Raw genomic sequence first — 26,208 nt, 5'->3', positions numbered from 1 at the left:
ACTCAGAAAGGAGTAACCCCATATGGAACTTAAAAACAAGATCATCGTCATCACCGGCTCCGCCTCGGGCATTGGCCTCGCCCTCGCCACCCGCTTTGTTCAGGAAGGTGCAACCGTCATCGCCTCTGACCGGAATGCGGAAATAGGCGCACAGAAAGCGCAGGAGATCGGCGCGCGTTTCGTGGCCGCCGATGTGGGGCAGGAAGCCGATATCAAGGCGTTGATCGACGACGTGCTGGGCAAGGAAGGCCAGATCGACCTGTTCTGCTCCAACGCCGGAATTGCGGTGGGTGAGGGGCCGGAGACGCCCGACAAGGTGTGGGACCTGATCCACCGCGTCAACGTGATGTCCCACGTCTGGGCCGCCCGCCACCTGCTGCCGCACATGCTGGAGCGCGGCGAGGGCTACCTGCTGAACACCGCGTCGGCGGCGGGCCTGCTCACCGAACTGCACTCCGCGCCCTACGCCGTGACCAAGCACGCCGCGCTGGCCTTTGCCGAGTGGCTGGCCATCACCTACGGGGACCGGGGCATCAAGGTGGCCTGCCTGTGCCCCGAGGGCGTCTGGACGCCCATGATCCAGAACGCGCCGATCCTGCAACAGACCGCCGTGACCACCGACGTGCTGGTGGAAGCCACCCTGAAAGTCTTGCAGGCCGACGGCTTTCTCATCACCACGCATGAAACCACCCTCAAGTCCTTCCAGAACAAGGCGGGCAATTACGGCGAGTGGCTCAGCAAGATGCGCCACCTGCGCAAGAAGGCGATGGCGCTGCTCTCAGGTGAACCGGCATTTAAGGAGGGCGACGCCCCGCGCACCGAGGGTCATCCTTGACCCGTCCCGAAACATCATCGGTCAGGCCGGGTGAGGAGCTGCCGCTGGATACGCTACGCAATGTCTTGCGCGGCAAGGTCAGGGGCGATCTGGGCGCGCTGGAAGTCACGCAGTTCCCCGGCGGCTTTTCCAACCTGACCTATTTGCTGAAGCTGGGAGAGGTGGAATACGTCCTGCGCCGCGCGCCGCTGGGACCGGTGGCAAAGGGCGCACACGACATGGCCCGCGAGTTCCACCTGCTCGAAAAAATCCATCCCGCCTTTGCCGTCGCCCCCGAACCGCTGTTTCTGGTCGAGGATGTGGAGGTCATGGGTTCGCCCTTTTATCTGATGGAACGGCGGCGCGGGCTGGTGGTGCGGACGAAAATGCCGCCCGAGTACGCCGGAATGCCCGATGCTCCCCGGCAGATGTCGGAGGCGGTGGCCGACACGCTGGCCCGCTTGCATGCAGTGGATATCGATGCGGCGGGCCTGCGCTCCATCGGCAAGCCGGAAGGTTTCAATGCCCGGCAGGTGGGCGGCTGGGCCGGACGCTGGCGACGGGCGCGGGAGTTGCTGAAAGATTCGGGAGACCTGCCACCACCCGCCGAACTGCGCGACGAACTGGTGATCGCGTGGTTGGAAGCGCACACGCCTGAAGAGTCCGCGCATACGCTGGTTCACAACGATTTCAAGCTGGACAACCTGATGCTGGACCCTGCCGATCCTTCACGCGTGGTGGCGCTGCTGGACTGGGAAATGACCACCGTGGGCGATCCGCTGGTGGACCTGGGGTTAACGCTGACCTACTGGACCATGCCCGAACAGCCGGGCCGCGATGTGAACGAGATCGGGGCCAACTTTCCCGGCTTCCTGAGCCGCGAGGAATTCATCGCCCGCTACGCCCAGCAATCTGCCCGTCACGTCACGAGCGACTCGGTTCGCTGGTATGAGGTCCTGGGACACTTCAAGCTGGCGGTGATCGTCATCCAGATTTTCGCCCGTTACCGCCTTGGGCAGACCACGGACCCGCGTTTTGCTCCCCTGGCTGAACAGGCACAGTGGCTGATTGGTGAGGCGTGGCGCAGAATCTCGGCGGATTCGACGGGAGACGGGGGAGAGGTTTCCCCGCATTCAGAAGAGACTGGCCATGAGTGAACTGATCCTGATTCGCCACGGGCAGGCAACGCCGTTCGAGAAGGATACGGACCGCCTTTCCGAACTGGGCGAGCAGCAGGCCCGTGCGGTGGGGCTGGCGCTGACCAGGGAGGAAGTGACGCCCACGCACGTTGTTCACGGTCCGCTGGTTCGGCAGCGGCGCACAGCGGAGATTGCTGCCGGGGCCGCCCACTTTTCTGATCCTGATTCACCCCGGCCCTGGCCTGATGCGGCAGAAGATCCCCGTCTGGCCGAGTACGATGGCGACGGGCTGATTCGTCATCTCGCGCCGCTGCTGGCCGCGCAGGATGAGGGGTTTGCTACTTCCGTTCGGCGCTTCCAGGAACGCCGTGACGCCCCGGACCGCAACCGCGCCTTTCAACCCATGCTCGAAGAACTGGCGGAGGCGTGGCAGGCAGGAACGGTCACGCACGCGGACGTGGAGGATTGGGCGGCCTTCCGTTCACGGGTTCACGCTGTACTGGCACACCTGACGCGCTTTCCATCCGGTTCCACCGTGCTGGCTTTCACCAGCGGCGGGGTGATCGGCCTGATGGTGGCTTTGAGCCTGGACGCCCCGGATGCGGCAGCCCTGAAACTGAACTGGCGCGTCCGCAACGGCAGCTTTACCCGCTTCACGTTTGGCGGCGGACGCCTGAGCCTGGATTCCTTCAACGAGGTGGCGCATCTGCCGCCGGAACTCAGAAGCTGGCGGTAGGGCAGTTAATCCAATAGCCGCTAATCCAGCAGCCGCATGAACGCCGTGAATGTCCCAAGCGCGTGTGGATGAACCTGAAACAGCACCTCCGGGTGCCACTGCACGCCGATCACGCCGTCACCTTCCACCGCCTCGACGATGCCGTCGGGGGCCACAGCGGCGACGGTCAGCGTGGGCGCAACCGTATCAATCGCCTGATGGTGCGAGGAGTTGACTGGTGCCCGCTCACCGTGCGCCCCGGCCAGCCGACTGCCCGGCGTAAACGTCACCTCGTGGCCCAGCGTATCGGCATGTACGCGCTGGGCATGATCGGCCCAGGCTCCCGGCACGTCCGGCAGATGCTGGTGCAGTGTCCCGCCCTCCAGCACGTTGATCATCTGAATGCCCCGGCAGATGCCCAGCACGGGTTTGCCCAGTTGGCGGGCCGCGCGGTACAGCGCCGTCTCAAAGGCGTCGCGCATCTCGTCCACCTCGCCCAGACCGCGCCGGGGCTGCTGCCCGAAGTGACGTGGATGCACGTCCACGCCGCCGCTGAGCAGCACGGCGTCCACCTGCGCGGCATAATCTGCGGCCAGTTCAGGCAGGTTCGGCAGCAGGACGGGCAGGCCGCCCACCGCCTCTACCGCTGCGGCATATTGGCGGGACAGGCCGCTATGGGTGCGTGGTGCGGCGTCCGAAATGTGCGAGGTGGTCAGGCCGATCAGGGGACGGGCGGGCATGTCCAGAGCATAGGGGTTGAGCGGCAATGCTGGTGAGACGTGGCCCCGTTTCCTGGCTTGCCTGCTGAAGCTGTTCCGAAACGAATACCTATCGGTCCACAATGGGCTGGAGTCCGCTTTTACTGTCTTGTTCCGGCGTATAGTCTGACTTCTCAAGCATTCCTCACATCCCCTCTGCCCATACGAAAGAGCGTCTTCAAAACCGGCGCTCAAGGAGAACAAAATGAAAAAACTGCTCATGCTGGCCCTCGGCCTCTCGCTCGCTTCCGCCTCCGCTGCTCCGGTCACGCTGACCTACTGGCAATACGACTATGCCAGCAAGGTCAGCACCATGAATGACCTGATCAAGAAATTTGAGGCGGCCAACCCCGACATCAAGATCAAGCAGGAAACCTTCCCGTACGACGCCTACAGCCAGAAGGTCGCCTCCAGCGTTCCCGCCGGGCAGGGACCGGACGTGGTCAACCTGTATTACGGCTGGCTGCCCCAGTATGTGGATGCCGGTTACTTGCAACCCCTTCCGACCAAGGATTTCCCCATCGCCAAGATCGAGAGCGATTTTGTGCCGATGGTGCAGACCAGCAAGATTGGGGGCAAGTACTACACCCTGCCGACTTCGGTGCGGACGCTGGCGGTGTTTTACAACAAAGACCTCTTCAAGGCGGCCCGCATCACGCCGCCCCGGACCTGGGAGGACTTTATTGCCGCCGGGGAAAAGATCGCCAAGGGCGCGCCGCCGCGCTTTACCACGCTGGGCTTCGGCATCCAGCCTGACGGGCAGGATTACCACATGGTCCGTGAAGTGCTGGTGCGGCAGTTCGGCGGCCAGCCCTACAGCAAGGACGGCAAGACCGCCACCTATGACAATGCGGCGGGGGCCAAGGCCATGACCTTTTACACGGAACTGGCCACCAAATACAAACTGGGTGTCCCCAACTTCTTCCCCGGCAACAACAGCTACCGCGACGCCTTCATCGCGGGCAAGGTGGGCATGATCATCGACGGCTCGTTCGCCGTCGGCACCATCAAGAGCGGAGCCAAGTTCGACTGGGGCGTCATCCCGATGCCCGTGTTCAAGGCCAACCCGCAGGTTCGGAGCAACTTCGGTTCGTACTGGGTTAACGGCATTACCAAGAACGCCAAGGGTGACAAGCTCGACGCTTCCGTGAAGTTCCTGAAATTCCTGACCAGTGAGCAGACCCAGCGCACCTGGCTGGAAAACGTGGGGGAAATTCCGGCCAGCCGCAAGCTCTCGGGCGATCCGGCCCTGCGCAAGGACCCGGTGTTCGGGGCTTTCGTGGGATCGTTGCCCTTTGCGCATTCCACCCTGTTCGTGGATGAGGCCGGACAGCGCAAAGCCTGGGTGGACGCCATCAACATGGTGCTGCTGAAGGGAGCCAAGCCCGCCGACGCCATCAAGCAGGCGGCTACCGACGAGCAGAAGATCCTCAACAGCTACTACAAGTAAACCCCAATTTTGAGTTTCGCCGCCCCTGTCAACGCTGGGGCGGCGCTTTATTTGCTCCGCTTCAGTTCGGTCAGGGTGGTGGCGTGCCGCAGCGCCCGCTCATAGGCCTGTGGGTTACTGAACCCAGAGCCGGGCGGGGCCTGTGGAAAGTCCCGCAGCGACGCCAGCCGCAGCTCACGCGGCCCAATGGTGGGGGTGAGGTTGGCTGCCTGACACGTTTTCCACAATTGCAGTCTCACATCGTCGGCATTCTTGAAGGAGAAGACACGTTGACCCTTTTGCGGGGCATGCAGAGGTCCGCCCGCGCGGGAGAGCAGGGGCTTGAGGGCGGCGAGGCTTTCAGCACGCAGCGCCGTGATGGTACGGGCGCGCATCAGCTCGGCGCGGCTGAAATCCAGAGCGCTCCAGCGCAGGGCCAGCAACTCGGTCAACTGGAAAGCCTGCTGGTAGATCAGTGTCAGTGCCGCGAACAGTTCCTCGTCTGTGCTTTCGGCCTCAGCCAGCAGGCGCTGAATATCGGCGGTGCTGGGCAGCGGTGCCTGGCTGTGTTCCGGTGGGGGGAGGGGGCAGCCATGCGCCGGATTGTTGTCCATGACTCCCAGATCGATCAGGGCATCGTAGAGCTGTTTTAAGGTGGCGTAGCGGGCGCGGATGGTGTTGGCCCGCGCCTCGCCGCCCGTCTGGATCTGCCGCAGAGGCGTCTGAAGCCAGTCGTGAAAGTCTGCGGGTGGCGACAGCAGGTTCATTTCCTGCGTCTGTGCCGCCTCGAAGATGGGCCGCAGATTGGCCCTCAACTGAGGAATAGGACGGTGCAATTCTTCCCGTAACATTCCGATGATCTGTTCCAGATTGAAGGTGTGGAATGCCTGTTCAAGTTTCGTGGCACGTTCGTCGGCTGGGTCAACCATGTTGCCTCCTCTTAGTTATCGGATGATATATGTAAATGGTTTTCATTGCAAGGATTTGGATTGCTGTGCTTCGGCGTTTGCATTTGCGTTTACTGTGTTTTTCAGATTCTGAATCTTGAACCCAGTGGTTTCTTTCTACGCTTGAGCGGTCGCCTGTGCTTAACTAGAGCATAAATCGAGTGACCCTGGATAGGGCCTCACCGATTCTCCTTTTAGGTTTGGGCTTAACTGGAAGGCAGTGCTACATCAATCCATATACTATCCGATAAAATTCCACTACTGCCCAGTTCTCAAAAGGCAACTGGCGTTATTCATCAGACTGAGTTAACCCGGCTTGACGTTCCGTCAATTTTGACTTACGCTCCGGTCATGTCCGTCACTGCGAGCGTGCTGCAATCCTTCGTTCAGCAACGGCGCAAGGAAGCCGGACTCGGACCCACCGAACTGGCGCGGCGGGCAGAGATCACACGTCAGGCACTGCACAATATCGAGGCGGGAACCTCCGCTCCCAGCGCCGTGGTGGCCTTCCGGCTGGCGCAGGCACTGTCCTGCCGGGTCGACGAATTGTTTCGCCTGCCTCCCAGGACAGTTCAGGCGCGCCTGATCGGCACCGCGCCCCTGGGCAGCCGGGTACAACTGGCACGGGTGGGGGAGAGCCTGCTGGCCTTCCCGCTACAAGGTCCTATCGGGCTGACCCACCGGGCCGATGGCATGATCGCCGAACGTGAAATGGAACAGGTCCAGGTAGAGCTGAGCGGCAATCTGGACCTGCCTGCGCGCTCTGCTGTCCTGATGGGCTGCGATCCGTCACTGGACCTGCTGGCCGCACATACCGAACAGACTGCGCCGGACCTGCGGGTGATCACGCGCCCGGCCTCCAGTGGGGCGGCGCTGACCGGGTTGGCCGCTGGGAACGCCCATCTGGCAGGCATCCACCTGTGGGATGCGGAGAGTGGGGAATCCAACCTGCCATTCATACGGCGGATGAACTTTGATGGCCCGGTCCATGTCATCGCGCTGTGGACCTGGGAGCAGGGGCTGCTGACGGCGGCAGGCAATCCCAGAGGGATTCAGGGGGTGGAAGACCTGCGCGGCGGGGGCCTGCGCCTGATCAACCGCGATCCCGGTGCAGGCAGCCGACTGATGCTGGACGGCTGGCTGGACGCGGCGAATTTCAGTATGTTCGAGCGTCAGGCGTTGCCCGGTTATCAGGATGAGGTGGATTCTCCAATGGAGGCTGCCCGGCGCGTACAGACGGAAGCAGCGGACGTGGCCCCCGGCCCCCGCGTGGCCGCGCAGGCGCTGGGACTGCATTTCGTGCCGCTGCAACGCGAACACTTCGATCTGATCGTCCCCGAGGAACATCTGAACCATCCGGCCATCAGGGCGCTCCTGCACACTGCCCGCAGCCCCGTCTTCCTGCTGGAACTGGCCGCACTGGGCGGTTACGACGCGGCGCAGGTAGGCCAGACGCGCGGCATCGTCGCATGACCTTCACTCCATCCATTCCAGTTCACCTGAGGTCAATCATGAAAACGCAACTCCTGATCTCCACCCTCCTCCTGAGCGTGGGCAGTGCCAGCGCGGCCAGCCTGACCGTTTTCGCCGCCGCCTCACTGACCGACGCCTTCGCCGAGATTGGGAAAGCCTTCGACGCGAAAACCGGGAATACCACCACCTTCCAGTTCGCTGGATCGCAGGCGCTGAGGACGCAACTGGACAACGGCGCGCGGGCCGACGTGTACGCCAGCGCCAACAACGCGCAGTTCGACCCACTGGTCAAATCCGGTCTGGTTACGGGCGGCCAGCCGTTCCTGAGCAACCGGCTGGCCGTGATCGCGCCGAAGAACAATGCAAAAGTGCAGACGCTGGCGGACCTGAGCAAACCAGGGGTCAAACTGGTCATTGCCGATAAGGCCGTTCCCGTCGGCGATTACACCCGTAGGATGATCAGCGCCATCGACAAATCTGGCGCATACGGCAAGGACTTCTCGGGGCTATTTCTGAAAAACGTGGTCAGCGAGGAACCCAACGTGCGTCAGGTGGCCCTGAAGGTGCAACTGGGCGAGGCGGACGCCGCCGTGGTCTACAGCTCGGACGTGACGCCCGCCCTGCGGCCCAGCGTGCGGGTGATCACGCTGCCCACCCGCTTCAACCAGAGCGCGAGCTATCCCATCGGGACTTTGAAAGGCTCCGCCAGCCCCGAGGCCGCCCAGGCATTCGTGAAGTTCGTGCTTTCGGGCGAGGGGCAGGCCATCCTGAAAAAATGGGGCTTTCTCAAGCCTCAGCAAGTGAAGTGAGAGACCTGTCTGTTTGCTCCACCGGGACTGTGCGCTGACCCGTCGGCCCACCACTCCTAAACGCAGGTCTGCCCTGCCGCGCACCCGCTCCGGTCCGCGTGGTGTCCCAGCCATTCCACTGGCGCTGAGTGCGCTGCTGGTGCTGTTTCTGGTGCTGCCGGTGCTGGCGCTGCTGCTGCGCGGCCTGAACGCCCAGTTTTTTCCCACCCTGCTGGGACCGGTGGTGCTGGACGCCCTGCGGATCAGCCTGCTGACCACCGCCTGCACGATGGTCCTGACCGTGCTGCTGGGCACTCCGGTGGCGTGGCTGCTGGCCCGCTACGATTTTCCTGGCAAGACCGCGCTGGACACGTTGCTGGACCTGCCCATCGTGCTGCCGCCGGTGGTGGCGGGGGTGGGCCTGCTGCTGGCCTTCGGGCGCAACGGCCTGCTGGGTGCGCCGCTGGAACTGGCGGGCATCAGCGTGGCCTTCTCGTTCGCTGCCGTGGTCATGGCGCAACTGTTCGTGGCCGCCCCCTTCTACCTGCGAACCGCCAAGGCCGGGTTCATGGCGGTGGACCGCGACGTGGAGGACGCTGCCCGCACCGATGGCGCAGACCGCTGGACGGTTTTCCGGTACATCACCTGGCCGCTGGCCTCCGCGTTCCTGCTGGAAGGACTGGTGCTGACCTGGGCGCGGGCGCTGGGCGAATTCGGGGCCACCATCCTGTTTGCCGGGTCGCTCCAGGGCAAGACCCGGACCATCACCCTCGCCATCTATTCCGCGCTGGAATCCGATCTGGCCCCGGCACTGGTGCTGTCGGCGGTGATGGTCCTGCTGGCCTTTACAGTGCTGGCGGTGGTGCGGAGACTGGGCAGTGCCCATAACGCGCGCTAGAAAATACCGGAAAAGATGGCAGACTCCCCGGCACACCGCCCACCAACTGGCACGGTGCTTGCCCTCCTGTCCCAGTGGCGTGTGAGACAATGCCCGGACCACCGCCAGCTTCCCCATTTCTCCTTCTCTACATCGAGGTTTTTGATGATCGACGAATTCGCTGTCCATGAACTGCTGACCCCCGACGAACGACTGGTGCGCGAGAGCGTTCGCGCCTACTGCGACGCCGAACTGATGCCCCACGTTGCCCAGTGGTGGGACGACGGCGACCTGCCCGTGAAAGACGTGATGCGCGGCTTTGGCCAGATGGGCCTGCTGGGGCCGACCACACCCGAGGAATACGGCGGCGCGGGCCTGAGCTACAGCGGTTACGGCGCGATGATGTACGAGCTGGAGCGGGTCGACAGCGGCCTGCGCAGCGCGGCCAGCGTGCAGGGCAGTCTGGTGATGTACCCGATCCTGACCTTCGGCAGCGACGAGCAAAAGCAGAAGTGGCTGCCGGGGCTGGCCTCGGGCGAGCTGATCGGCTGCTTCGGCCTGACCGAACCCGACGGCGGCTCGGACCCCGGCGCGATGAGGACGCGGGCACGTCTGGACGGCGACGAGTACGTCCTGAACGGCAACAAGATGTGGATCACCAACAGCCCGGAGGCCGATGTAGCGGTGGTCTGGGCCAAGGACGACGAGGGCGTGATCCGGGGCTTTATCGTGCCCACCGACAGCCCCGGCTTTCACGCCCCGACCATCAAGCGCAAGATGAGCCTGCGCGCCAGCGTAACCGGTGAGATCGTGCTGGAGGACTGCCGCATTCCGGCGGGGAACCTGCTCCCCGGCAGCAAGGGCCTCAAGAGTCCACTGTCCTGCCTGACCAGCGCCCGTTTCGGCATCGCCTGGGGCGCGATGGGCGCGCTGGAGGCGGTGTTGCAGACCGCACTGGATTACACCTCGGACCGTACCACCTTCGGCAAACCCATCGCCTCGCGGCAACTGGTGCAGGACAAACTGGTCCGCATGGCTACGGATCACAGTTTAGGCATGCTGCTGGCGTGGCGACTGGGGACCCTCAAGGACGCCGGGCGCATGAATTTCGCGCAGGTCAGCTACGCCAAGCGCAACAACGTGCGGGTGGCGCTCCAGGGCGCACGGCTGGCCCGCGAGATGCTGGGCGGCAACGGCATCACCACCGAGTACCCGGTGATCCGTCACATGCTGAACCTGGAAACCGTGGACACCTACGAGGGCACGCACGACATCCACACCCTGATCGTGGGGCGGCATCTGACCGGACAGGGCGCGCTGGAATAACAGAGGCTGAATCGCACCGTCTGACTGTCAGAGCGTACATTCTCGCTCTGCGGTCAGACGGTTTTATCTGCTATGGAGAGTCTATTTCCCGAGGCTGCCCAGGAATTCCAGACTCGCCTTCACGCTGGCCATTCCGTCGGCCTGATCCTGCTCGTAGAACACCGTTGCGCCCGGCGGCACAGCTTCCAGAATGGCCGTGAGCGGCACCTCGCCCGCGCCCAGTTCCACCGTCAGCCAGCCCTCACCGTCGCGGCGCAGGTCCTTGAGATGCACCAGCGGCGTGCGGTCCGCGTACCGCTTCAGGTACTCCACCGGGTCTTTACCACCTGCGTAGACCCAGGCCGTGTCCAGCTCCAGTTGCAGGGTGGGCGCACGCTCCAGCAGCACATCAAGAACAGGTTGCCCGTCCAGCGTCTCGCTCAGCTCATGGTCATGGTTGTGGTAGCTGAGACTGATGCCCTCGGCGGCCAGCTTCTGAGACAGCCCTTCAAGCTGTTCGGCCAGCTTCACCCACTCCTGACCCTCACCCTTGAACCAGGGATAGACCGCACGTTTCACGCCGACGCCGTGCAGGAAGTCGATCTGCCCGGCGGTGTCCTGCTCCCATACCTGGCCGCCGATATGGGCGGCGGTGGCGGTCAGTCCGCGCTCGGCCAGGGCCGCACGCAGGCCAGGACCGTCCAGACCACCGTATTCCCCGGCCAGCTCGACTTCGGTGATGCCGCTGGCGGCCACAGCGTCCAGGGTGCCAAAAAAATCCTGAGCCAGTTGCTCGCGCAGGGTATAGAGTTGCAGGCCGACGGAAACGCGCTGGGTCATGGGAACCTCATGGAAGTGAATGGGGGGGGTGGGCATTGTCGCTAGAATCGGGCGGCAGAGCGGCAGCACTGAAGAGCAGGAGGATCGGGGCAGTTCGGCTGTCCCTCACCCCCACTGTACGGCTCTCTTTCCAGACTACGCCCCATTCACCCCTGCCCACCCCACAAGCCCACCGCACAAGAGGTTCCCAGCATGACCCATAGCATCGGCATTATCGGCACCGGCAACATCAGCAGCGCTTACCTGAAGATCGCCCGGGAACTGGGCCTGTTCCGGGTGGCCGCCATCACCGATCTGGACCCGGCGCGCGCACAGGCACAGGCCAGCGCCCACGGCAGCCGCGCCGCAACGCTGGACGAACTGCTGGCGGACCCCGAGATCGTGGCGGTGGTCAATCTGACGCCGCCCGCCGCACACGCCGCGATGTCGCTGGCCGTCCTGAACGCGGGCAAACACGTCTACAGCGAGAAGCCGCTGGCCATCACGCGGGAGGACGGGCAGGCCATCCTGGCGGCGGCACAGGCACGGGGGCTGCGCGTGGGCTGCGCGCCCGACACCTTTCTGGGGGCGGGACTGCAAACGGCGCGCGAGGTGCTGGACGCGGGCCGGATTGGCCGCCCGGTGGCCGCCACCGCCTTCATGCTGGGGGGCGGCCCGGAAGGCTGGCACCCCGATCCCGACTTCTTCTATCAGCCCGGCGCGGGGCCGCTGTTCGACATGGGACCGTACTATCTGACGGCGCTGGTCAACCTGCTGGGCGGCGTGACCCGCGTGGGCGGCAGCGCGGTCAGGGCGCACGCGGAGCGCGTGATCGGCAGCGGGGCCAGACAGGGCCAGAAGGTCCCAGTCCAGACCCCCACCCACGTCACCGCGCAACTGACTTTTGATGGGAAAGAGATGGAATCTGGACCCGTCGCCACCTTCATCGCCAGTTTCGACGTGCAGGCCAGCGAGGTGCCACGCATTGAGATCTACGGCACGGCGGGTACACTCAGCCTGCCCGATCCCAACACCTTTGGCGGCCCCTTGCGGGTGCGTGCGGCAGGTAGTGACGCCTGGGAGACTATCGAGCTGACCCGCCCCTTTCAGGACAACGCGCGCGGTATCGGGCTGGCCGACATGCTGGAGGCCATCGACAGCGGCGCACCCCACCGGGCCAGCGGCGAACTGGCCTACCACGTGCTGGACGTGATGCAGACCACGCTGGACTCTGCCGAAGCTGGCCGCACCCTGGACGTGCAGAGCCGCACTACACGTCCCGCCGCCCTGAGTGCCCGTCCGGCATGGCTGCCTGCTAGAATGGTCTGAGAAAGAGTTTCTAGGCCAGCTCGTAGGTCTGGAGATACGCCCAGCCGTTCCCCAGCCTCCCCACCCGCCGCAATCCCGCCGCACCCGCCCAGGCGTCCACGGTACAGGCCCGCACGTATTCCGGGCCGAAGAACTCCTCGCCAATGATGATTCGCCCGCCGGGACGCAGCACGCGCAGGCATTCGCGCAGGGCGGCCACAGGCGCGGGCAATTCGGTCAGCACGGAGATCAGGATCACGGCGTCCAGACCGCCCGCTTCACAGGGAAGCGCGGCCAGATCACCGTGCAGAAGCGTCACGTTCGGCAGTCCAGCAGTTTTGACCGCCGTTTGGGCCAAATAGCGGGCCTCGATGTCCAGCGCCGTGACGTGGCCGCAGCGCCCGGCCAGCTCTGGCGTGAACAGGCCCGAACCGCAGCCGACTTCCAGCACCCTGTCGGTGAGGCGCAGGGCGCAGGCGTCGGCCAGCCGCCGGGGATCGCGGTAACGCCGCCGCCAGGGATTTTCCAGCAGCCACGCCCAGCCGTAAGGAATGGGAATGGGTCTGCGGCGAATCCACAGCCTCAAGCCTAGTTGCGCGAGGGTGAAACCCGCCAGGGTACCCAGCGCGAGGTTGACTCCTGCATGGCGTCTGGGAGTTCGCCGCGCCGCAACTGCTTCAACCATCAGACCGCCTCCTGAACTGGGAAAAGTCATGGACACGAATTGCTCTGGCAGGGACGAAAAAACCGCCCTTTCAGGCGGCGATGAAATGGATATAGCGCGGTATTCAGGGGAAGTCAAGCTTATTCAGCGGCTCTGGGTGTCCGCCGCGTCGCGCAGGGCGTCCCCCATGAAGTTGAAGGCCAGCACCGACAGCACAATCATCACGCCGGGCAGCAGCAGCCAGGGGTACAGGTTCAGCGTCTCGAAGTTCTGCGCGTCCTTCAGGAGCAGGCCCCAACTGGTCATCGGTTCCTTGATCCCCAGGCCCAGGAAGCTCAGCGCGCTCTCGCCCAGAATGTAGCCGGGCAGCGCCAGCGTGGCGGTCACGATCAGAAACGAACTCAGGTTGGGCATGATGTGGCGCAGGATCACCCGCAGGTCCGAGCCGCCGATGGCCCGCGCCGCCTGCACGTAATCCACGTTGCGGGCGCTGATGACCTGCCCGCGCACCACCCGCGCCAGCCCCGCCCAGCCGATCAGCGACAGCACCGCAATGATGCCCAGATACACCCAGGTACTCGGCCAACTGGCGGGGATGATGGTGGAGAGGGCCAGCAGAATGGGCAGTCGGGGAAAGGACAGCAGCACCTCCACCACCCGCTGGATCAGGTTATCCACCCAGCCGCCGAAATAGCCGCTGACCCCGCCCAGCACGATACCGATGGTGAAGCTGATGACGATACCGATCAGACCCACCGTCAGGCTGACCTGCGAGCCGACCAGCATCCGCGAGAACAGGTCACGCCCGAACTTGTCCGTACCAAGGGGAAAGTAAAAGCCGTCTTGCACGCCGAACAAATGCCACTGGCTTTTAAAGACACCCAGAAAGTTGTATTGCGATTCCAGCGGATCGTCGCCGCGCACGAAGAACAGGATGGGCTTCGGGGACGACGTGTCCGGCGCGAAGGTGGAGCGGAAGGTCACCGGGTCACGCGTCTTCTTGACGCCGTAGACGAAGGGGCGCATCAGCTTGCCGTCGTGAACGAGGTGAACGACCTGTGGACGCTGAAAGGGAAAATCGGCGTGCTGCGCGGTGATCGAGTACGGAGATAGGAACCCGGCCAGCAGCGCGATCAGATACAGCGCGGCCAGCAGCCACGCGCTCCACACGCCCACGCGGTTGCGCCGGAAGCGGCGGAGGGCCAGCGCCAGTGGGGTCTGCCGCTCCTGCGTTTTTACGGTCATGTTTGCGGGAGCTACTGTCATTCGAACCGGATCCGGGGATCGGCCCAGGCCAGCGCGAGGTCCGAGAGCAGGTTGCCGATCAGCAGCAACAGCGCGCTAAAGAGCAGCAAGGTCATGGCGACGTATTGATCCTTATTGAGCAGGCTGTCATAGAGGTAAGGCCCGATGGTGGGCAGGTTCAGCACGATGGACGCGATGATGGTGCCGCTGATCAGGGTGGGCAGGCTCAGACCAGCGAGGCTGATCAGCGGGTTGATGGCGTTTCTGACCGCGTGCCGCCACAGCACCGCGCGCCCAGCCAGTCCCTTGGCCCGCGCCGTTCGCACGTAATCCTGGTTGATCACGTCCAGCATCGAGGCGCGCATCTGGCGCATCAGGCCCGCGACGCCTTCCAGGCCAATGGCGATCATGGGAATCCACAGGTGGTTCAGGAGGTCCAGCACCTTCGGCCAGCTCCACGGTTCACCGATGTACTGCGGGCTGAACAGGCCGCCCACATTGGTGCCGCCGGCGCTCAGCACCAGCGCGATGAGCAGCAGCGCCACCAGAAAATCGGGAATGGCGAGGCTGATGTAGCCCAGAAAATTGGTGATCGTCGCGCCGATGCCGTAGCGGTTGAGGGCCGTGTAGATGCCCAGCGGAATGGCGATCAGCCATGACACGATCAGGGTCAGCACGGCGAGAAAGACGGTCCAGCCCAGCCGCTCCCAGATCAGTTCGGCCACCGGACGCCCGTTGGCAAACGAGTAGCCAAAATCGCCGTGCAGCACGATGCCCTTGATCCAGGTCAGGTACTGCACCCACAGCGGCTGATCCAGCCCGAGCTGCCGGGTGATGGTGGCGACGGTTTCCTTGGTCACGCGCGGGTCTTCCAGGTACTGGTCCAGAAAACTGCCGGGTTGGAGCTGAATGACGACAAAGCACACCACACTGATCAGCAGCAACGTGGGAACCATGCCCAGAATGCGGCGCAGGGCGTAGCTCAGCATGACGGGCAGACCGCAGGGGCAGGCCAGTCATTGGGGCAGCGGTCAGGAACGCAAGGTAGCAGCAACGTGGGACACTCCATTCTCTTGAAGCGGAAGGGCGGACGTGTCGGAGGCCGAAAGCGCGCGGGGCCTCTGGCACGTCCACCGTCCATTTACTTCAGGTAAACCAATGTGTTGGTGTTGTAGGTGGGAATCGGGCCGAGGTTGTAGATGAAGTTGCCCACCCTGTTGTTCACGGCAGCCAGATTGTCGGCCTTGGCCACCATGATCACCGGCAGGTTCTTGGAGAACAGGGCCTGCCACTCGCCGTACAGCGCGCGGCGCTTGATCGGGTCGACGACGGTGGCCCCCTGATCGAAGATGTCCCAGATCCGTTTTTCCCAGGGCTGCATGTTGGCGAAGACCGGTTTACCGTCCTCGCCACGGGCCGACATGTGCCAGTAGTTCAGGGCCTGTCCAGGCTGCCAGATTTCCCGCCGCAGTTGCGGATCGGGCTGATCGCCGAACGCGTACAGCATCGCCTCGTAGTTGCCCGCCTGCCCGGTCGCCAGCATGTTCGCCACCAGCAGACCCTTGAGGTTAACCTTCACGCCGATGCTTTTCAGATCGTTCTGGAAGATGGTGGCAATGGGCGGGTACACCGTGCTGTCGGTGGCATAGGTGAGATCAAATTCCAGATTCTTGCCACCCGGCAGGTTGCGAATGCCGTCGCGGTCGGTGTCCTTGAGGCCCAGCAGATCGAGTTTCTGTCCTGCCGCTTTCAGATCGAACTTGCCCAGCGCCCCTCTGGTGTTCACGTAGAACTCGCTGATGGGGGCCACGCCGTGACCGGGCAGCGTGGCCACCGTGTTGAACACGTCGTCGATGATGCGCTGACGGTTCACCGCGAACTGCATGGCCTGCCGGAAGCGCAGGTCGCGGAAGACTTTGGCCAGCGCCGGATCCTTGGCGTCGAAATTGAAGGCGATGTGGGGGGGGCTGCCGAACAGCGCCTTGCTGCGCACCACCTTGAACGGAGCGCCGGCCACCTCTTTTTGCTTCAGGTCCGGGAACTGCGCCCCGGTGATGTTCACCTGATCCAGATTCCCGGCCAGGAACTGCGCCACCTGCGCCTGTGGATCGCGGATGATCAGGTATTCCAGCCGGTTCAGGTACGGCAACCTGGTGCCTTTGGCGTCCACCTTCCAGTAGTCCGGGTTCTTTACCAGACTGATCTTCTGCCCGGCCACGTAGCCCGCGAACTTGAATGGCCCGGTGCCGATCACCTCGGTGGCCTTGTCCGTGCCCCACATCTTCATGTAGTCGGCGGGATTTTTCAGCGGATCGATCTTCTCGAAGACATGTTTGGGCAAAATGAAGGTCCGCAGCGGCTGCGTAAAGGCCCCCGCCGCCTGCTTGAGGGTCATGCGGACGGTGGAGGCGTCCACCTTCTCCACCTTGACCGGCTCACCGCCGAAACTCAGGTTCGGAATCTGGTTGGCCCGCACGCCGGGGTTCAGGATGATGTTGTTATAGGAAAACACCACGTCATCCGCGCTGAAGGGCACGCCGTCGTGCCACTTCACGCCCTTGCGGATCTTGAAGGTCCACACCTTGCCGTCCTTGCTGGTCGTCCACGACTCCGCCAGACCCGGCTCCAGCTTGTACGTCGCCAGGTTGTACTCCACCAGACTTTCCAGGACGTTGTTCAGCACCGTGTACGTGTTGTTGTCGATTGCGCCGTAGTAGTTGAAGGTCTGGGGGCTGTCACTCAGCGGCAGGGTGTACGTTCCGCCGACTTTGCCGGGCACGACGCCCAGACTGCCCAGGTCACCTCCCATGGTCTTGGCGGCCAGGGCAGGGGCGGACAGCAGGGCGAGGCTGAGGGCCAGCAGAGCAGTGCGTGATGTCATGAATTCTCCGGGGAAGGTGGGTCAAATGGCGTCAGGAAGTGGCGGGCAGAGGTTGCGGAAACGGCAGGGGCGGTGGCCACTGCTCGCCGCGCCCCTGCCTGAGTGATGGCTTACTTCTGGAAAATCAGCGGGACGGGGTTGTAGCCGGGGATCACGCCCAGGTTGTAGATGTAGTTGCCGTACTTGTTGCTGATTGCGCCGATGTTCTCGGGTTTGGCAATCGGGGTAACCGGCAGGTTCTGGGCGAACAGCAGTTGCCAGCGGGTGTAGAGCGCCTTGCGCTGGCTGGCGACGGTGGTGGTGGCCGCGTCGTTGAAGATGGTGTAGATCTCTTTTTCCCACGGGGCCATCTTTGCCAGGTTGGGCGTAGCGCCGTCGGTGGCCGGCTGGGTGCTGCGGTGCCAGAAGTACAGCGAGCCGCCGGGCTGCCAGATCGGCTTGCGGAGTTCGGGATCGGGCTGATCGCCGAAGGCCGCCAGGATCGCCTCGTAATCGCCCGACAGGCCGGTGGACAGCAGTTTGCTGCTCAGCACACCCTTGAGGTTGACCTTCACGCCCAGCTTCTTGAAATCGCTTTGCAGGATGGTGGCCATCGCGGGATATACCGAGCTGTCGGTGCCGTAGGTCAGGTCGAATTCCAGGTCCTTGCCGCCGGGCACGTTGCGAACGCCGTTGCCGTCGGTGTCCTTGACGTTCAAGGCGTCCAGCGCCTTGCCCGCCGCCGCCAGATCGAACTTGCCCAGTTGCGCCTTGGTGTTCACGTACCACTGCTTGTCGATGGGCGCGATGCCGTGGCCGGGCAGGGTGGCGAGGCCGTTGTACACGGTGTCGATGATCCGCTCACGGTCCACCGCACTCTGCATGGCGCGGCGGAAACGGGCGTCTCCGAACAACTTGGACAGCGCCGGCGTTTTGGCGTCGAAGTTATAGGCCAGGAAGGGTGGGCTGCCGAACAGGGCCGTACTGCGGATCACCTTGAAGGGTGCGCCCGCGACTTCCTTGGACTTCAGGTCCGGGAACTGCGCGCCGCTGATGTTGAGCTGGTCCAGGTTGCCCGCCAGGAACTGCGCCACCTGCGCCTGCGGATCGCGGATGATCAGGAAATCCAGCGCGTTCAGGTACGGCAGTGGGGTGCCGCTGGCGTCCACCTTCCAGTAGTTGGGATTCCTGACCAGACTGACTTTCTGACCCGCCGTGTAGCTGGCGAGCTTGAAGGGGCCGGTGCCCACGACTTCGGCAGGAGCAATGTTGGTGGGCCACGCGTTGTTGATGTCGGCGGCCTTGGCCCCACCGTCCTGCGAGAACTTGACCAGCTTGTGCTGCGGCATGATGAAGTAACGCTGCTGCAAGAGGAACGCCGGGGCGGCGCGCGGCAGGTTGAACTGCACGGTGTTGGCGTCCACCTTTTTAATGGTGATGTCCTTGCCGTCCAGCTTGAAGTTCCCGGCGTCGCCCGCGCGGGCTTCGGGGTTCATGATCATGTTCTTGTAGGTAAAGATCACGTCGTCGGCGTTGAAGGCCTGACCGTCGCTCCACTTGACGCCCTGCCGCAGTTTGAAGGTGTAGACCTTGCCGCCGTCGCTGATGGTCCAGCTCTCGGCCAGCGCGGGTTCGATCTTGTAGGTGGAGTAGTTGAATTCCACCAGACCGTCGAACAGTTGCTGCGAGATCAGTCCCAGGTTGTTGTCGATCACGCCGTAATAGAACAGGCTCTGCGGGGCGTCGCCCAGTGCCAGGGTCATGTTGCCGCCCGCCTTGCCCTTGACGACGCCCAGCGCACTGTAGCCGTCCACCTTCTTGGGCGCGGCCAGTGCGCCGCCGATCAGGGCGAGGGAAATCAGGGCCAGGGCAGAACGGGAACGGGAATAGGTGGACATGGGAGACCTCCAGAAGTGAATGGGGCTGGGATGCAGTACGGCTGGGACGAAGTGCGGATAACCCCGACTGGGGCGGAAGGATGGATTGTGGGACGCACCCGAATGGTACAGCGGTGGCCTCCGCCCGGAACGGGGCCAGAAACCTTGCACTTCAGACTGCGATTCTCAGGCCCCAGCTTAGTACCACTTTGGGGCCAATGGCAAGCCCCTTGCCTGGTGGTGTGGGAGTGGTATGTTCTGGACACATGTCGCCGTCCTCACCTCCCTGGGCCATCCCGCTGGATTCGGCCAGCGCCCTGCCCGTGTATATGCAAGTCGCGCAGGGCCTGGAACAGCGCATCCACAGCGGCGATCTGCGCCGGGGCAGCGCCCTGCCCGCCGAGCGTGAGCTGGCCTCACACCTTCAGGTTTCGCGCGTCACCGTGCGGCAGGCGCTGGCGTTGCTGGCGCAGCAGGGCCTGCTGACCCGCAAGCATGGCAGCGGCACCTTCATCACGCCGCCCACCCCCGAGGAACGGCCCAGCCGCACATTGGGCCTGCTGAGTTCCTTCTCGGAGGATGTGCGTTCACGCGGGCAGACGCCGGGGGCGCGGGTGCTGGGCTTTGAATTGACGCGGCCCAGCCCGCAGGAAGCCATGAGTCTGGCCCTGTCGCCCGGCGAGAAGGTCTACCGGATTCGGCGCTTGCGGACCTCTGACGGCGAGGCGCTGGCGGTGGAGGACAGCACTCTGCCCGCCGCGCTGGTGGGCGAACTGCACGAGGAAGACGTGAGCGACGCCAGCCTGTACGCCCTGCTGGGCATCAGAAAGCTCCAGCCGGTGCGGGCCATCCGGCATCTGCGGGCGGTCAGCGCGGACCTTCAGTTGTCGGAACTGCTGGGCATCGCGCCTGGCGCGGCGCTGCTGGCCACCGAGCGGGTGTCATGGACAGGAGGTGGACGGCCTGTGGAATACGCCCGCGCGCATTACCGGGGAGACCGTTACGACTTCGTGATGGAACTGCACGGGAACGGCGAATGATACGGATTCCGTCTGTTTCCTTCTCGCTCTGCTCGGATTTCCAGTTGTTTCTAACACTTTTCAATCGGAGTCCATATGACCTCTGATCCTCTCATCCCGGACGCCCGCCGCACCGAGGGCGTCCACCCGGACCACGCCGATCTGGATCGTCTGGACATCTCGGAACTGGTGCGCGTGCTGGCCGACGATCAGACCGGTGCGGTAGAGGCGGTGCGTGCCGCAGCCCCAGCCATCGCGCGGGCGGTGGAAGCGGCCCTGCCCCGCCTGGAACGTGGCGGACGGCTGGTCTATGCAGGCGCGGGCACCAGCGGACGCCTGGGCGTGCTAGACGCCACAGAACTGACGCCAACATTTTCCTGGCCGGTGGCGCGAGCCGTCCCGCTGATCGCCGGGGGAAATCGGGCCATCCGCGAGGCCGTGGAAGGTGCAGAGGACAACCGGGAGTCGGGCGCGGCGGACGTGCTGGCTGTGAACGTCGGCCCGGATGATGTGCTGATCGCCATTGCGGCCAGCGGCACCACCCCCTATGTGCTGGGCGCGGTGGACGCGGCGCGGCGGGTGGGGGCGCTGACCATCGGGTTATCAAACAACCCCGGCACGCCGCTGCTGTCGGCGGTGGAGTGCCCCATGTTGCTGGACACTGGGCCAGAGGTCATCAGCGGCAGCACGCGCCTGAAGGCCGGAACCGCGCAGAAGATCGCGCTGAACACCTTTTCCAGCGCCGTGATGGTCCGGCTGGGCAAGGTCTACGGCAACCTGATGGTGGACGTGCGGGCCACCAACGCCAAGCTGGAGGGCCGCGCCGTGCGTCTGGTGCGCCACGCCACCGGGGCAGGTGAGGTGGCGGCGCACGAAGCGCTGAAGGAGTGCGGTGGCAGCGTCAAAATCGCCATCGTGAAACTGCTGCTGGGCGTCAGTGCCGCCGAGGCGACTGCCCGTCTGGAGGCGCACAACGGACATGCCCGCGCGGCGTTGGAGAGGCAATGATTCCTGAGCGAACACGCGAAATTCTGGAAACGGCAGTGAACTCTGGTGGGTTGCCCGGAGCCGCGCTGGGCGTGGTCGACACAGCCGGAAAGAAAGAAACCCTGATCCTGGGCCACGCCCAGCTTCAGCCGGAGAAAGTCGCGCTGGAAAAGGGTTCCGTCTTCGATCTCGCCAGCCTGACCAAACCGCTGTTCACCGCCCGGAACGTTATCCGGGCCGCCGAGCAGGGCCGACTCGATTTAGACGACGAGGTTCGGTCACACCTGCCCGAACTGGGCTGGATGCAGGACACGCCGCTGAAAACGCGCACCCTGCGTCAGTTGCTGACCCACACGGCAGGGCTGCCCGCCTGGGTGCCGCTGTATACCTGGGGCACTGCTGAAACCATCCGCGCACGCTTCATGCAGGAGCCGTGGCCGATGGAACCGGCGGGCGAAGTCGTGTATTCCGATCTGGGGTACATCCTGCTGGGGCGCGTGCTGGAACGGGTTTATAACAGGCCGTTGCGCGACTTTGCGCTGGATGACGGCCTGACCTTTTCACCGTCGCCTCAAAGCAGTGTCGCCACCGAACATTGCCTGTGGCGTGGGCGAATGCTGCGCGGCGAGACGCATGACGAGAACGCGGCGGCGCAGGGCGGGGTGGCCGGACACGCGGGGCTGTTCGGCACGCTGGACGGTGTGCTGAATCAGGCCGAACTCCTGCTGCATGGCGGCTGGCTCTCCGAAGCGGCTCAGGCAGAGGCGACGCGGGTTCAGACGCCAGGGCGCACGCTGGCGTTCGTGGCGGCGCAGCCCGGCTGGAGCGGCGGCAGCCTGGGCAGCCCGGCGGCCTTCGGGCACACCGGCTTCACCGGAACGGGGCTGTGGGTGGACCCGGCGCGCGGCGTGGCCTGGACACTGCTGACCAACCGCGTTCACCCCACCCGGCACAGCACCTTTGATGTCCAGGGACTCCGGCGGGCCGTGGGAAACACCTTGCTGGCCGGGCTGGATTGAATTTTGTCCGGGTTGCTCGTCACATGACGAGTAGGGTTCCGCACACCCTCACGGTCATCCAAACAGCCATCTGCTAGCATTCCGGCGTCCACAACTCGCGTTCCATCCATTCTCTGGAGGTTTCACCATGAAAACCCGCATCCTATTGACTGCCCTGCTCGCCTGTACCTCTCTTGCCGCCGCCGAAATCCGCGTGGGCGTGATCGTCTCGGGCACCGGCCCCGCCGCCAGCCTGGGCATCCCGGAGCGCAACACCGTGGCCCTGCTGCCGCAGACCATCGCCGGGCAGAAGATCGTCTACACCATCCTGGACGACGCCAGCGACACCACCGCCGCCGTGACCAGCGCCCGCAAACTGATTCAGGACAACAAGGTGGACTTGATCATCGGAACCACCACCACCCCCGCCTCGCTGGCGATGATCGACGTGGTGGCCGAGGCCAAGGTGCCCATGATCAGTCTGGCCGCCTCCGAGGCCATCATCAAGCCGGTGGACGACAAGCGCAAATGGGTCTTCAAGACCCCGCAGACCGACGCGATCATGGCGGCGGCGATTGTCCAGCACATGCAGCAGAACAAGATCAAGACCGTGGGGTATATCGGCTTCAACGACGCCTACGGCGAGGGTTGGCTGGCCGAACTGAAGAAGAACGCCGCCGCGCGCGGCATCAAGGTGGTGGCCGAGGAGCGCTACGGGCGCAGCGACACCAGCGTGACCGGGCAGGTGCTGAAGGTGCTGGCCGCCAAGCCCGACGCCGTGCTGATCGGCGCGTCCGGCGTGCCTGCCGTGCTGCCGGAAAAGACCCTCAAGGACCGGGGCTATACGGGCAAGGTCTACCAGACGCACGGTGTGGCCAACGCGGACTTCCTGCGCGTGGGCGGCAAGGACGTGGAGGGCGCGATCCTTCCGGCGGGGCCGGTGCTGGTGGCCGATCAGTTGCCCGACACCAACCCCAACAAGAAAGTGGGCCTGAATTACGCCAGCCTGTACGAGGCCAAGTACGGCAAGGACAGCGTGTCCACCTTCGGCGCGCACATGTGGGACGCCGGGCTGCTGATGCAAAAGGCCATCCCCACCGCACTGAAAAAGGCCCAGCCCGGCACTGCCGAGTTCCGCAGCGCCCTGCGCGACGCCCTGGAAGGCTCACGTAACATCATCGGCGCGCACGGCATCTTCAACCTGTCGGCCACCGATCACCTGGGTCTGGACGCCCGCAGCCGCGTGATGGTGCAGGTCGTGGACGGCAAGTGGAAACTGCTTAAGTAAGCGGTCTGAGGATCTAGGCGGCGCGTGGAGACTGATCTCCACGCGCCGCCTTTTGCGCTGCCCGGCAGCCCGGCCCAGCGTCAGCGCGGCAGGGTAAAGCTGAAGGTTGCGCCCTGGCCTTCCTCGGTCTCTGCGGCCACCGTTCCGCCGTGCCGGGTCACGATGCGCCGGACATTGGCCAGGCCCACCCCGGTGCCCTCGAATTCGCGCTCGTGGTGCAGACGCTGGAAGACCCCGAACAGCCGGTCCGTGTAGCGGGGATCGAAGCCCACGCCGTTGTCGCGGACCAGCACTGTCCAGGCACCGGGGCGCTCCTCGGCCCGGATCTCGATGACGGCCTGGGCACGGGTGCGGGTGTATTTGACCGCGTTGGAGAGCAGGTTGACCATGACCTGTCGCAGCAGATGCCGGTCCGCGCTGAGCAGGGGCAGCGGCCCCACCCGCCATTCCAGGGACCGCGCTCCCTGCTCGGCGGTCAGTTCCACCTGCACCGAGGTCACCAGGGCGGCCAGATCGACGTCTTCCACCCGCAGGGGGTGGCGGGTGGTGCGCGACAGGTCCAGCATGGCGTCGATCAGGGTGTTCATGCGGCTGGCGGCGTCGTCGATCACGCCCAGATAGTGGCTGGCCTTGAGGTCCGTGGAATCCATGATCCGGGCGCGCAGCAGAGCATTGAAGCCCTTGATGTGCCGCACCGGGGTCCGCAGATCGTGCGACACGCTGTAGGCGAAGGCTTCGAGTTCGTCCACCGCCACCTGCAATTCGGCGTTGCTGCGGGCCAGGCGGCGCACATCCTCGGCGCGCTCCAGGGCCAGCCCCAGGCTGCGGCCCACCGCCCGGAACACCGCACGCTCGCGCTCGGGCCAGCGCCCCTGGCGGCGCGAGGCCATGATCAGCATGCCAGTCATGGTCTCGCCCTGAAAAAACGGCTGAAAGGCCAGGGCGCGGTACAGGGCGACGCCCGGACGCCCATCGGGCCGCCCACCTATATCTTCCATAAAGACGCTCTGGCGGGTGCGCTGGGCTGCCTCGAATCCCGGATCGTTGGGGCGGTAGCCCGCCTGCGTCTCGGCCAGCAGGTCTGCCGGAAATCCCGGCGGCCAGACCCGGATCTTGAACAGCTCGCCCTCGCGCTCGGAGTAGGTCACGTCCACATCGTGGGCCTCGGCCAGCACCACCGCCGCCTGACGGATCAGCGACAGCACGTCGGTCTCGCTGCCCACCGACTCGGTCAGGGCCATGAAGGCGGCGAGTGCGGCGCGTTCCTCCTGCAACTGGCGGGTCTGCTCGGCCCGGTCCAGCGCCAGCCCCAGGCTGCGGGCCATGGTTTCGAGCAGCGTGCGCTCGGTGGCGGTCCAGGGCTTGGATTCATCCAGCCCCACCGCCAGCACACCGCAGACCCGGCCCGCCACCATGATCGGCAGGGTGGCGGTGGCCCCCACGCTGTCCGCCAGTTCGCCAAGCTGATCGGTGTCTGAGTCGTAATGGTCCTGATAATACGGCTGCCCGCTCTCGTAGGGGCGGCGCAGGTTGAGGGTCGTGTGGTAGGGCAGGCCCGCGTCCACCACCTGCTGGAGGGCGTCGTTGCCAAAGGAACCAGTCTGCGCTTTGAGGCGGAACAGTTCTCCCTCGGGTTCGTAGTACAGGGCAAAGCCCGGCGGCATCAGCGACAGCGCGATGTCCTGGGCACGCCGCACCAGCAGGTAGGGATCGGCGTCCAGACTCAGCTCGCGCGACAGGGCCTCGAAGGCTTCCAGGGTGCGGGTGCGGGCCTGGAGTTCGGCGTTCTGGCGGGCCTGCCACCGCACGCTCTGGGCACGCTCCAGCGCCAGCGTCAGGCTGCGCCCCAGCGCCCGCATCAGGCCCCGGTCACGGCCCCGCCACGTCTCGCCCACCCGCAGGCCCACGGTAAAGATGCCGCGCACCCGCGTGCCCACCACCAGCGGGTAGATACAGGCCAGGCCAAAGTCTGCGGTGTTGTCGATCTGCTCGCTCTCCGGGTCCCAGCCGTCGATGAAGACCGGTTGCCGGGTTTCCATCGCCCGCGCAAAGGACGGCGCGTCCAGCGGCAATCCGGCGCGGATCATGGTGATCTGCTCGGGGGACAGCTCGCGGGTCCAGGTCAGCGCCTTCCACTGCCCGTCCTGAATCTCGTAATACGCGCTGGCATAATCGCTGAAATGCGCGTCCAGGACTGCGTAAGCCTCACGGCTCAGGGCCAGCACGTCGGTCTCGGCGGCGGCGCGCTCGGTGAAGGCGGCAAAAATGTCCAGCGCCGCCTCGTCGTCCCCCTGTCGGCCCGTATTGCGGCGGCGGTCCTGCGCGGCGTCCCGCCGGAGGGCCAGGGCCAGAGCGCCCCCGACGGCGCGGAACACGGCACGCTCCTCCCCGGTCCAGCCGCGCCCGGCAGGCAGCGCCACACGCAGCAGGCCGCAGGGCTGGCCTTCCCATGAGAAGGGATACAGCGCGTTCTCCCCAGAAAAGACGGGTTCGGGCACGTCAGAAATCCCGATCAGGGGCGGCAGGTCCGCCGCAAGGCTGGTTGCCGCTAAAGGCTCCTGACCGTCCCATGCCACCGGCTGCCAGTGGTCTGCTCCGGGCGTGCAATACGTGATGGTCACGTTTCCCAGAATCTGGCGCAGCACGTCGGCAGTCAGGCGAAGCTGCCCCGGCAGATCGGCAGCCCGGCCCAGACCCTCACTGAAGTGGGCCAGGAGTTCCAGCGGCGTCCGTGGGTCCGGCCAGCGGTCAGCATCGGACGCGGGTGTCATGGCTGCAACATAGCGTCTGGGCGGGGAAAGCGCCTCAGGGCCGTTGCAAACCCGTGGTCATTCTGTTGATCAACGGGCATGACCGCAGTTTTTCATGACATTTACCGGGTCACAGCCTCTGCGCTTT

The 26,208-nt window shown here is 64.7% G+C and carries 22 protein-coding genes; 13 read left to right on the top strand and 9 right to left on the bottom strand.

Annotated features, from left to right (window positions below; translation table 11 throughout):
- Positions 1-22: 22 nt before the first annotated feature.
- Genes BOO71_RS13765 through BOO71_RS13755 form a run of 3 tightly spaced genes read left to right on the top strand, consistent with a single transcriptional unit; the run spans position 23 to position 2,689 of the window.
- Positions 23-835 carry an SDR family oxidoreductase gene (locus BOO71_RS13765; protein WP_075833299.1) on the top strand — a complete coding sequence of 271 codons (813 nt, stop codon included), beginning with the start codon at positions 23-25 and terminating at the stop codon, positions 833-835.
- Positions 832-1,971, top strand: coding sequence for a phosphotransferase family protein (locus BOO71_RS13760; protein WP_075833297.1), 1,140 nt, complete (start codon positions 832-834; stop codon positions 1,969-1,971). The genes BOO71_RS13765 and BOO71_RS13760 overlap by 4 nt, the downstream gene beginning before the upstream one ends.
- The gene (locus BOO71_RS13755; protein WP_075833295.1) at positions 1,964-2,689 is read left to right on the top strand and encodes a histidine phosphatase family protein; all 726 of its coding nucleotides are present in this window, start codon (positions 1,964-1,966) and stop codon (positions 2,687-2,689) included. Before BOO71_RS13760 ends, BOO71_RS13755 begins: the two co-directional genes overlap by 8 nt.
- Positions 2,690-2,709: 20 nt before the next feature.
- Here BOO71_RS13755 and BOO71_RS13750 read toward each other — a convergent pair whose 3' ends face one another.
- Positions 2,710-3,408: a gamma-glutamyl-gamma-aminobutyrate hydrolase family protein gene (locus BOO71_RS13750; RefSeq protein WP_075833390.1), complete on the bottom strand. Its 699-nt coding sequence runs from the start codon at positions 3,406-3,408 to the stop codon at positions 2,710-2,712.
- Between the two features lie 223 nt (positions 3,409-3,631).
- Between BOO71_RS13750 and BOO71_RS13745 the strand changes: the two genes are divergently transcribed.
- A complete protein-coding gene (locus tag BOO71_RS13745; RefSeq protein WP_075833293.1) occupies positions 3,632-4,876 on the top strand; it encodes an extracellular solute-binding protein in 1,245 nt (414 codons plus the stop codon).
- A gap of 47 nt (positions 4,877-4,923) precedes the next feature.
- On the opposite strand, the gene BOO71_RS13740 is transcribed toward BOO71_RS13745, so the two are convergent.
- Positions 4,924-5,784 (bottom strand): hypothetical protein, encoded by an 861-nt coding sequence (locus tag BOO71_RS13740; RefSeq protein ID WP_083653423.1) that lies wholly within the window; start codon positions 5,782-5,784, stop codon positions 4,924-4,926.
- Between the two features lie 369 nt (positions 5,785-6,153).
- Between BOO71_RS13740 and BOO71_RS13735 the strand changes: the two genes are divergently transcribed.
- The 4 genes from BOO71_RS13735 (at position 6,154) to BOO71_RS13720 (ending at position 10,266) form a co-directional block, all read left to right on the top strand.
- Positions 6,154-7,275, top strand: coding sequence for a substrate-binding domain-containing protein (locus BOO71_RS13735; protein ID WP_075833290.1), 1,122 nt, complete (start codon positions 6,154-6,156; stop codon positions 7,273-7,275).
- A 38-nt stretch (positions 7,276-7,313) separates the two neighbouring features.
- Positions 7,314-8,084 (top strand): molybdate ABC transporter substrate-binding protein, encoded by a 771-nt coding sequence (gene modA / locus BOO71_RS13730; RefSeq protein ID WP_075833288.1) that lies wholly within the window; start codon positions 7,314-7,316, stop codon positions 8,082-8,084.
- Positions 8,085-8,097: 13 nt separating this feature from the next.
- A complete protein-coding gene (locus BOO71_RS13725; RefSeq protein ID WP_254843161.1) occupies positions 8,098-8,961 on the top strand; it encodes an ABC transporter permease in 864 nt (287 codons plus the stop codon).
- A gap of 144 nt (positions 8,962-9,105) precedes the next feature.
- The gene (locus BOO71_RS13720; protein ID WP_075833286.1) at positions 9,106-10,266 is read left to right on the top strand and encodes an acyl-CoA dehydrogenase family protein; all 1,161 of its coding nucleotides are present in this window, start codon (positions 9,106-9,108) and stop codon (positions 10,264-10,266) included.
- 81 nt (positions 10,267-10,347) lie between these two features.
- On the opposite strand, the gene BOO71_RS13715 is transcribed toward BOO71_RS13720, so the two are convergent.
- Positions 10,348-11,085, bottom strand: coding sequence for a sugar phosphate isomerase/epimerase family protein (locus tag BOO71_RS13715; RefSeq protein ID WP_075833284.1), 738 nt, complete (start codon positions 11,083-11,085; stop codon positions 10,348-10,350).
- A gap of 192 nt (positions 11,086-11,277) precedes the next feature.
- Between BOO71_RS13715 and BOO71_RS13710 the strand changes: the two genes are divergently transcribed.
- The gene (locus BOO71_RS13710; RefSeq protein WP_075833282.1) at positions 11,278-12,393 is read left to right on the top strand and encodes a Gfo/Idh/MocA family protein; all 1,116 of its coding nucleotides are present in this window, start codon (positions 11,278-11,280) and stop codon (positions 12,391-12,393) included.
- 10 nt (positions 12,394-12,403) lie between these two features.
- Here BOO71_RS13710 and BOO71_RS13705 read toward each other — a convergent pair whose 3' ends face one another.
- The 5 genes from BOO71_RS13705 to BOO71_RS13685 form a co-directional block, all read right to left on the bottom strand.
- Positions 12,404-13,057 (bottom strand): class I SAM-dependent methyltransferase, encoded by a 654-nt coding sequence (locus BOO71_RS13705; RefSeq protein ID WP_075833280.1) that lies wholly within the window; start codon positions 13,055-13,057, stop codon positions 12,404-12,406.
- 123 nt (positions 13,058-13,180) lie between these two features.
- Entirely contained in the window at positions 13,181-14,281 is a 1,101-nt protein-coding gene (locus BOO71_RS13700) for an ABC transporter permease (RefSeq protein ID WP_075833278.1), read from the bottom strand.
- Between the two features lie 17 nt (positions 14,282-14,298).
- A complete protein-coding gene (locus BOO71_RS13695; RefSeq protein ID WP_075833276.1) occupies positions 14,299-15,270 on the bottom strand; it encodes an ABC transporter permease in 972 nt (323 codons plus the stop codon).
- 152 nt (positions 15,271-15,422) lie between these two features.
- On the bottom strand, positions 15,423-17,162 hold the full coding sequence (locus BOO71_RS13690; protein ID WP_075833274.1) for an ABC transporter substrate-binding protein: 1,740 nt from the start codon (positions 17,160-17,162) through the stop codon (positions 15,423-15,425).
- Positions 17,163-17,272: 110 nt separating this feature from the next.
- Positions 17,273-19,039 (bottom strand): ABC transporter substrate-binding protein, encoded by a 1,767-nt coding sequence (locus tag BOO71_RS13685; protein ID WP_075833271.1) that lies wholly within the window; start codon positions 19,037-19,039, stop codon positions 17,273-17,275.
- 245 nt (positions 19,040-19,284) lie between these two features.
- Between BOO71_RS13685 and BOO71_RS13680 the strand changes: the two genes are divergently transcribed.
- The 4 genes from BOO71_RS13680 (at position 19,285) to BOO71_RS13665 (ending at position 23,310) form a co-directional block, all read left to right on the top strand.
- A complete protein-coding gene (locus tag BOO71_RS13680) occupies positions 19,285-20,058 on the top strand; it encodes a GntR family transcriptional regulator (protein ID WP_075833269.1) in 774 nt (257 codons plus the stop codon).
- A gap of 75 nt (positions 20,059-20,133) precedes the next feature.
- Positions 20,134-21,045: an N-acetylmuramic acid 6-phosphate etherase gene (gene murQ, locus BOO71_RS13675; RefSeq protein ID WP_075833267.1), complete on the top strand. Its 912-nt coding sequence runs from the start codon at positions 20,134-20,136 to the stop codon at positions 21,043-21,045.
- A complete protein-coding gene (locus BOO71_RS13670; RefSeq protein ID WP_075833265.1) occupies positions 21,042-22,043 on the top strand; it encodes a serine hydrolase domain-containing protein in 1,002 nt (333 codons plus the stop codon). The genes murQ and BOO71_RS13670 overlap by 4 nt, the downstream gene beginning before the upstream one ends.
- A 127-nt stretch (positions 22,044-22,170) precedes the next feature.
- Positions 22,171-23,310: an ABC transporter substrate-binding protein gene (locus tag BOO71_RS13665; protein ID WP_075833263.1), complete on the top strand. Its 1,140-nt coding sequence runs from the start codon at positions 22,171-22,173 to the stop codon at positions 23,308-23,310.
- An 80-nt stretch (positions 23,311-23,390) separates the two neighbouring features.
- Here the strand turns inward: BOO71_RS13665 and BOO71_RS13660 are convergent, their stop codons facing one another.
- A complete protein-coding gene (locus BOO71_RS13660) occupies positions 23,391-26,081 on the bottom strand; it encodes an ATP-binding protein (protein ID WP_075833261.1) in 2,691 nt (896 codons plus the stop codon).
- Between the last annotated feature and the right edge of the window lie 127 nt (positions 26,082-26,208).

It is taken from the genome of Deinococcus marmoris (assembly GCF_001949125.1).
Classification (GTDB): domain Bacteria; phylum Deinococcota; class Deinococci; order Deinococcales; family Deinococcaceae; genus Deinococcus; species Deinococcus marmoris_A.
This window is presented reverse-complemented; position numbering and strand designations above follow the sequence as displayed.

Bases quoted from the DNA above. Each gene is read 5' to 3' on its own strand.
- BOO71_RS13765 (WP_075833299.1), top strand. From the start codon at position 23: ATGGAACTTAAAAACAAGATCATCGTCATCACCGGCTCCGCCTCGGGC.
- BOO71_RS13755 (WP_075833295.1), top strand. From the start codon at position 1,964: ATGAGTGAACTGATCCTGATTCGCCACGGGCAGGCAACGCCGTTCGAG.
- BOO71_RS13750 (WP_075833390.1), bottom strand. From the start codon at position 3,408: ATGCCCGCCCGTCCCCTGATCGGCCTGACCACCTCGCACATTTCGGAC.
- BOO71_RS13745 (WP_075833293.1), top strand. From the start codon at position 3,632: ATGAAAAAACTGCTCATGCTGGCCCTCGGCCTCTCGCTCGCTTCCGCC.
- BOO71_RS13740 (WP_083653423.1), bottom strand. From the start codon at position 5,784: ATGGTTGACCCAGCCGACGAACGTGCCACGAAACTTGAACAGGCATTC.
- BOO71_RS13735 (WP_075833290.1), top strand. From the start codon at position 6,154: ATGTCCGTCACTGCGAGCGTGCTGCAATCCTTCGTTCAGCAACGGCGC.
- modA (WP_075833288.1), top strand. From the start codon at position 7,314: ATGAAAACGCAACTCCTGATCTCCACCCTCCTCCTGAGCGTGGGCAGT.
- BOO71_RS13720 (WP_075833286.1), top strand. From the start codon at position 9,106: ATGATCGACGAATTCGCTGTCCATGAACTGCTGACCCCCGACGAACGA.
- BOO71_RS13715 (WP_075833284.1), bottom strand. From the start codon at position 11,085: ATGACCCAGCGCGTTTCCGTCGGCCTGCAACTCTATACCCTGCGCGAG.
- BOO71_RS13710 (WP_075833282.1), top strand. From the start codon at position 11,278: ATGACCCATAGCATCGGCATTATCGGCACCGGCAACATCAGCAGCGCT.
- BOO71_RS13705 (WP_075833280.1), bottom strand. From the start codon at position 13,057: ATGGTTGAAGCAGTTGCGGCGCGGCGAACTCCCAGACGCCATGCAGGA.
- BOO71_RS13700 (WP_075833278.1), bottom strand. From the start codon at position 14,281: ATGACCGTAAAAACGCAGGAGCGGCAGACCCCACTGGCGCTGGCCCTC.
- BOO71_RS13695 (WP_075833276.1), bottom strand. From the start codon at position 15,270: ATGCTGAGCTACGCCCTGCGCCGCATTCTGGGCATGGTTCCCACGTTG.
- BOO71_RS13690 (WP_075833274.1), bottom strand. From the start codon at position 17,162: ATGACATCACGCACTGCTCTGCTGGCCCTCAGCCTCGCCCTGCTGTCC.
- BOO71_RS13685 (WP_075833271.1), bottom strand. From the start codon at position 19,039: ATGTCCACCTATTCCCGTTCCCGTTCTGCCCTGGCCCTGATTTCCCTC.
- BOO71_RS13680 (WP_075833269.1), top strand. From the start codon at position 19,285: ATGTCGCCGTCCTCACCTCCCTGGGCCATCCCGCTGGATTCGGCCAGC.
- murQ (WP_075833267.1), top strand. From the start codon at position 20,134: ATGACCTCTGATCCTCTCATCCCGGACGCCCGCCGCACCGAGGGCGTC.
- BOO71_RS13670 (WP_075833265.1), top strand. From the start codon at position 21,042: ATGATTCCTGAGCGAACACGCGAAATTCTGGAAACGGCAGTGAACTCT.
- BOO71_RS13665 (WP_075833263.1), top strand. From the start codon at position 22,171: ATGAAAACCCGCATCCTATTGACTGCCCTGCTCGCCTGTACCTCTCTT.
- BOO71_RS13660 (WP_075833261.1), bottom strand. From the start codon at position 26,081: ATGACACCCGCGTCCGATGCTGACCGCTGGCCGGACCCACGGACGCCG.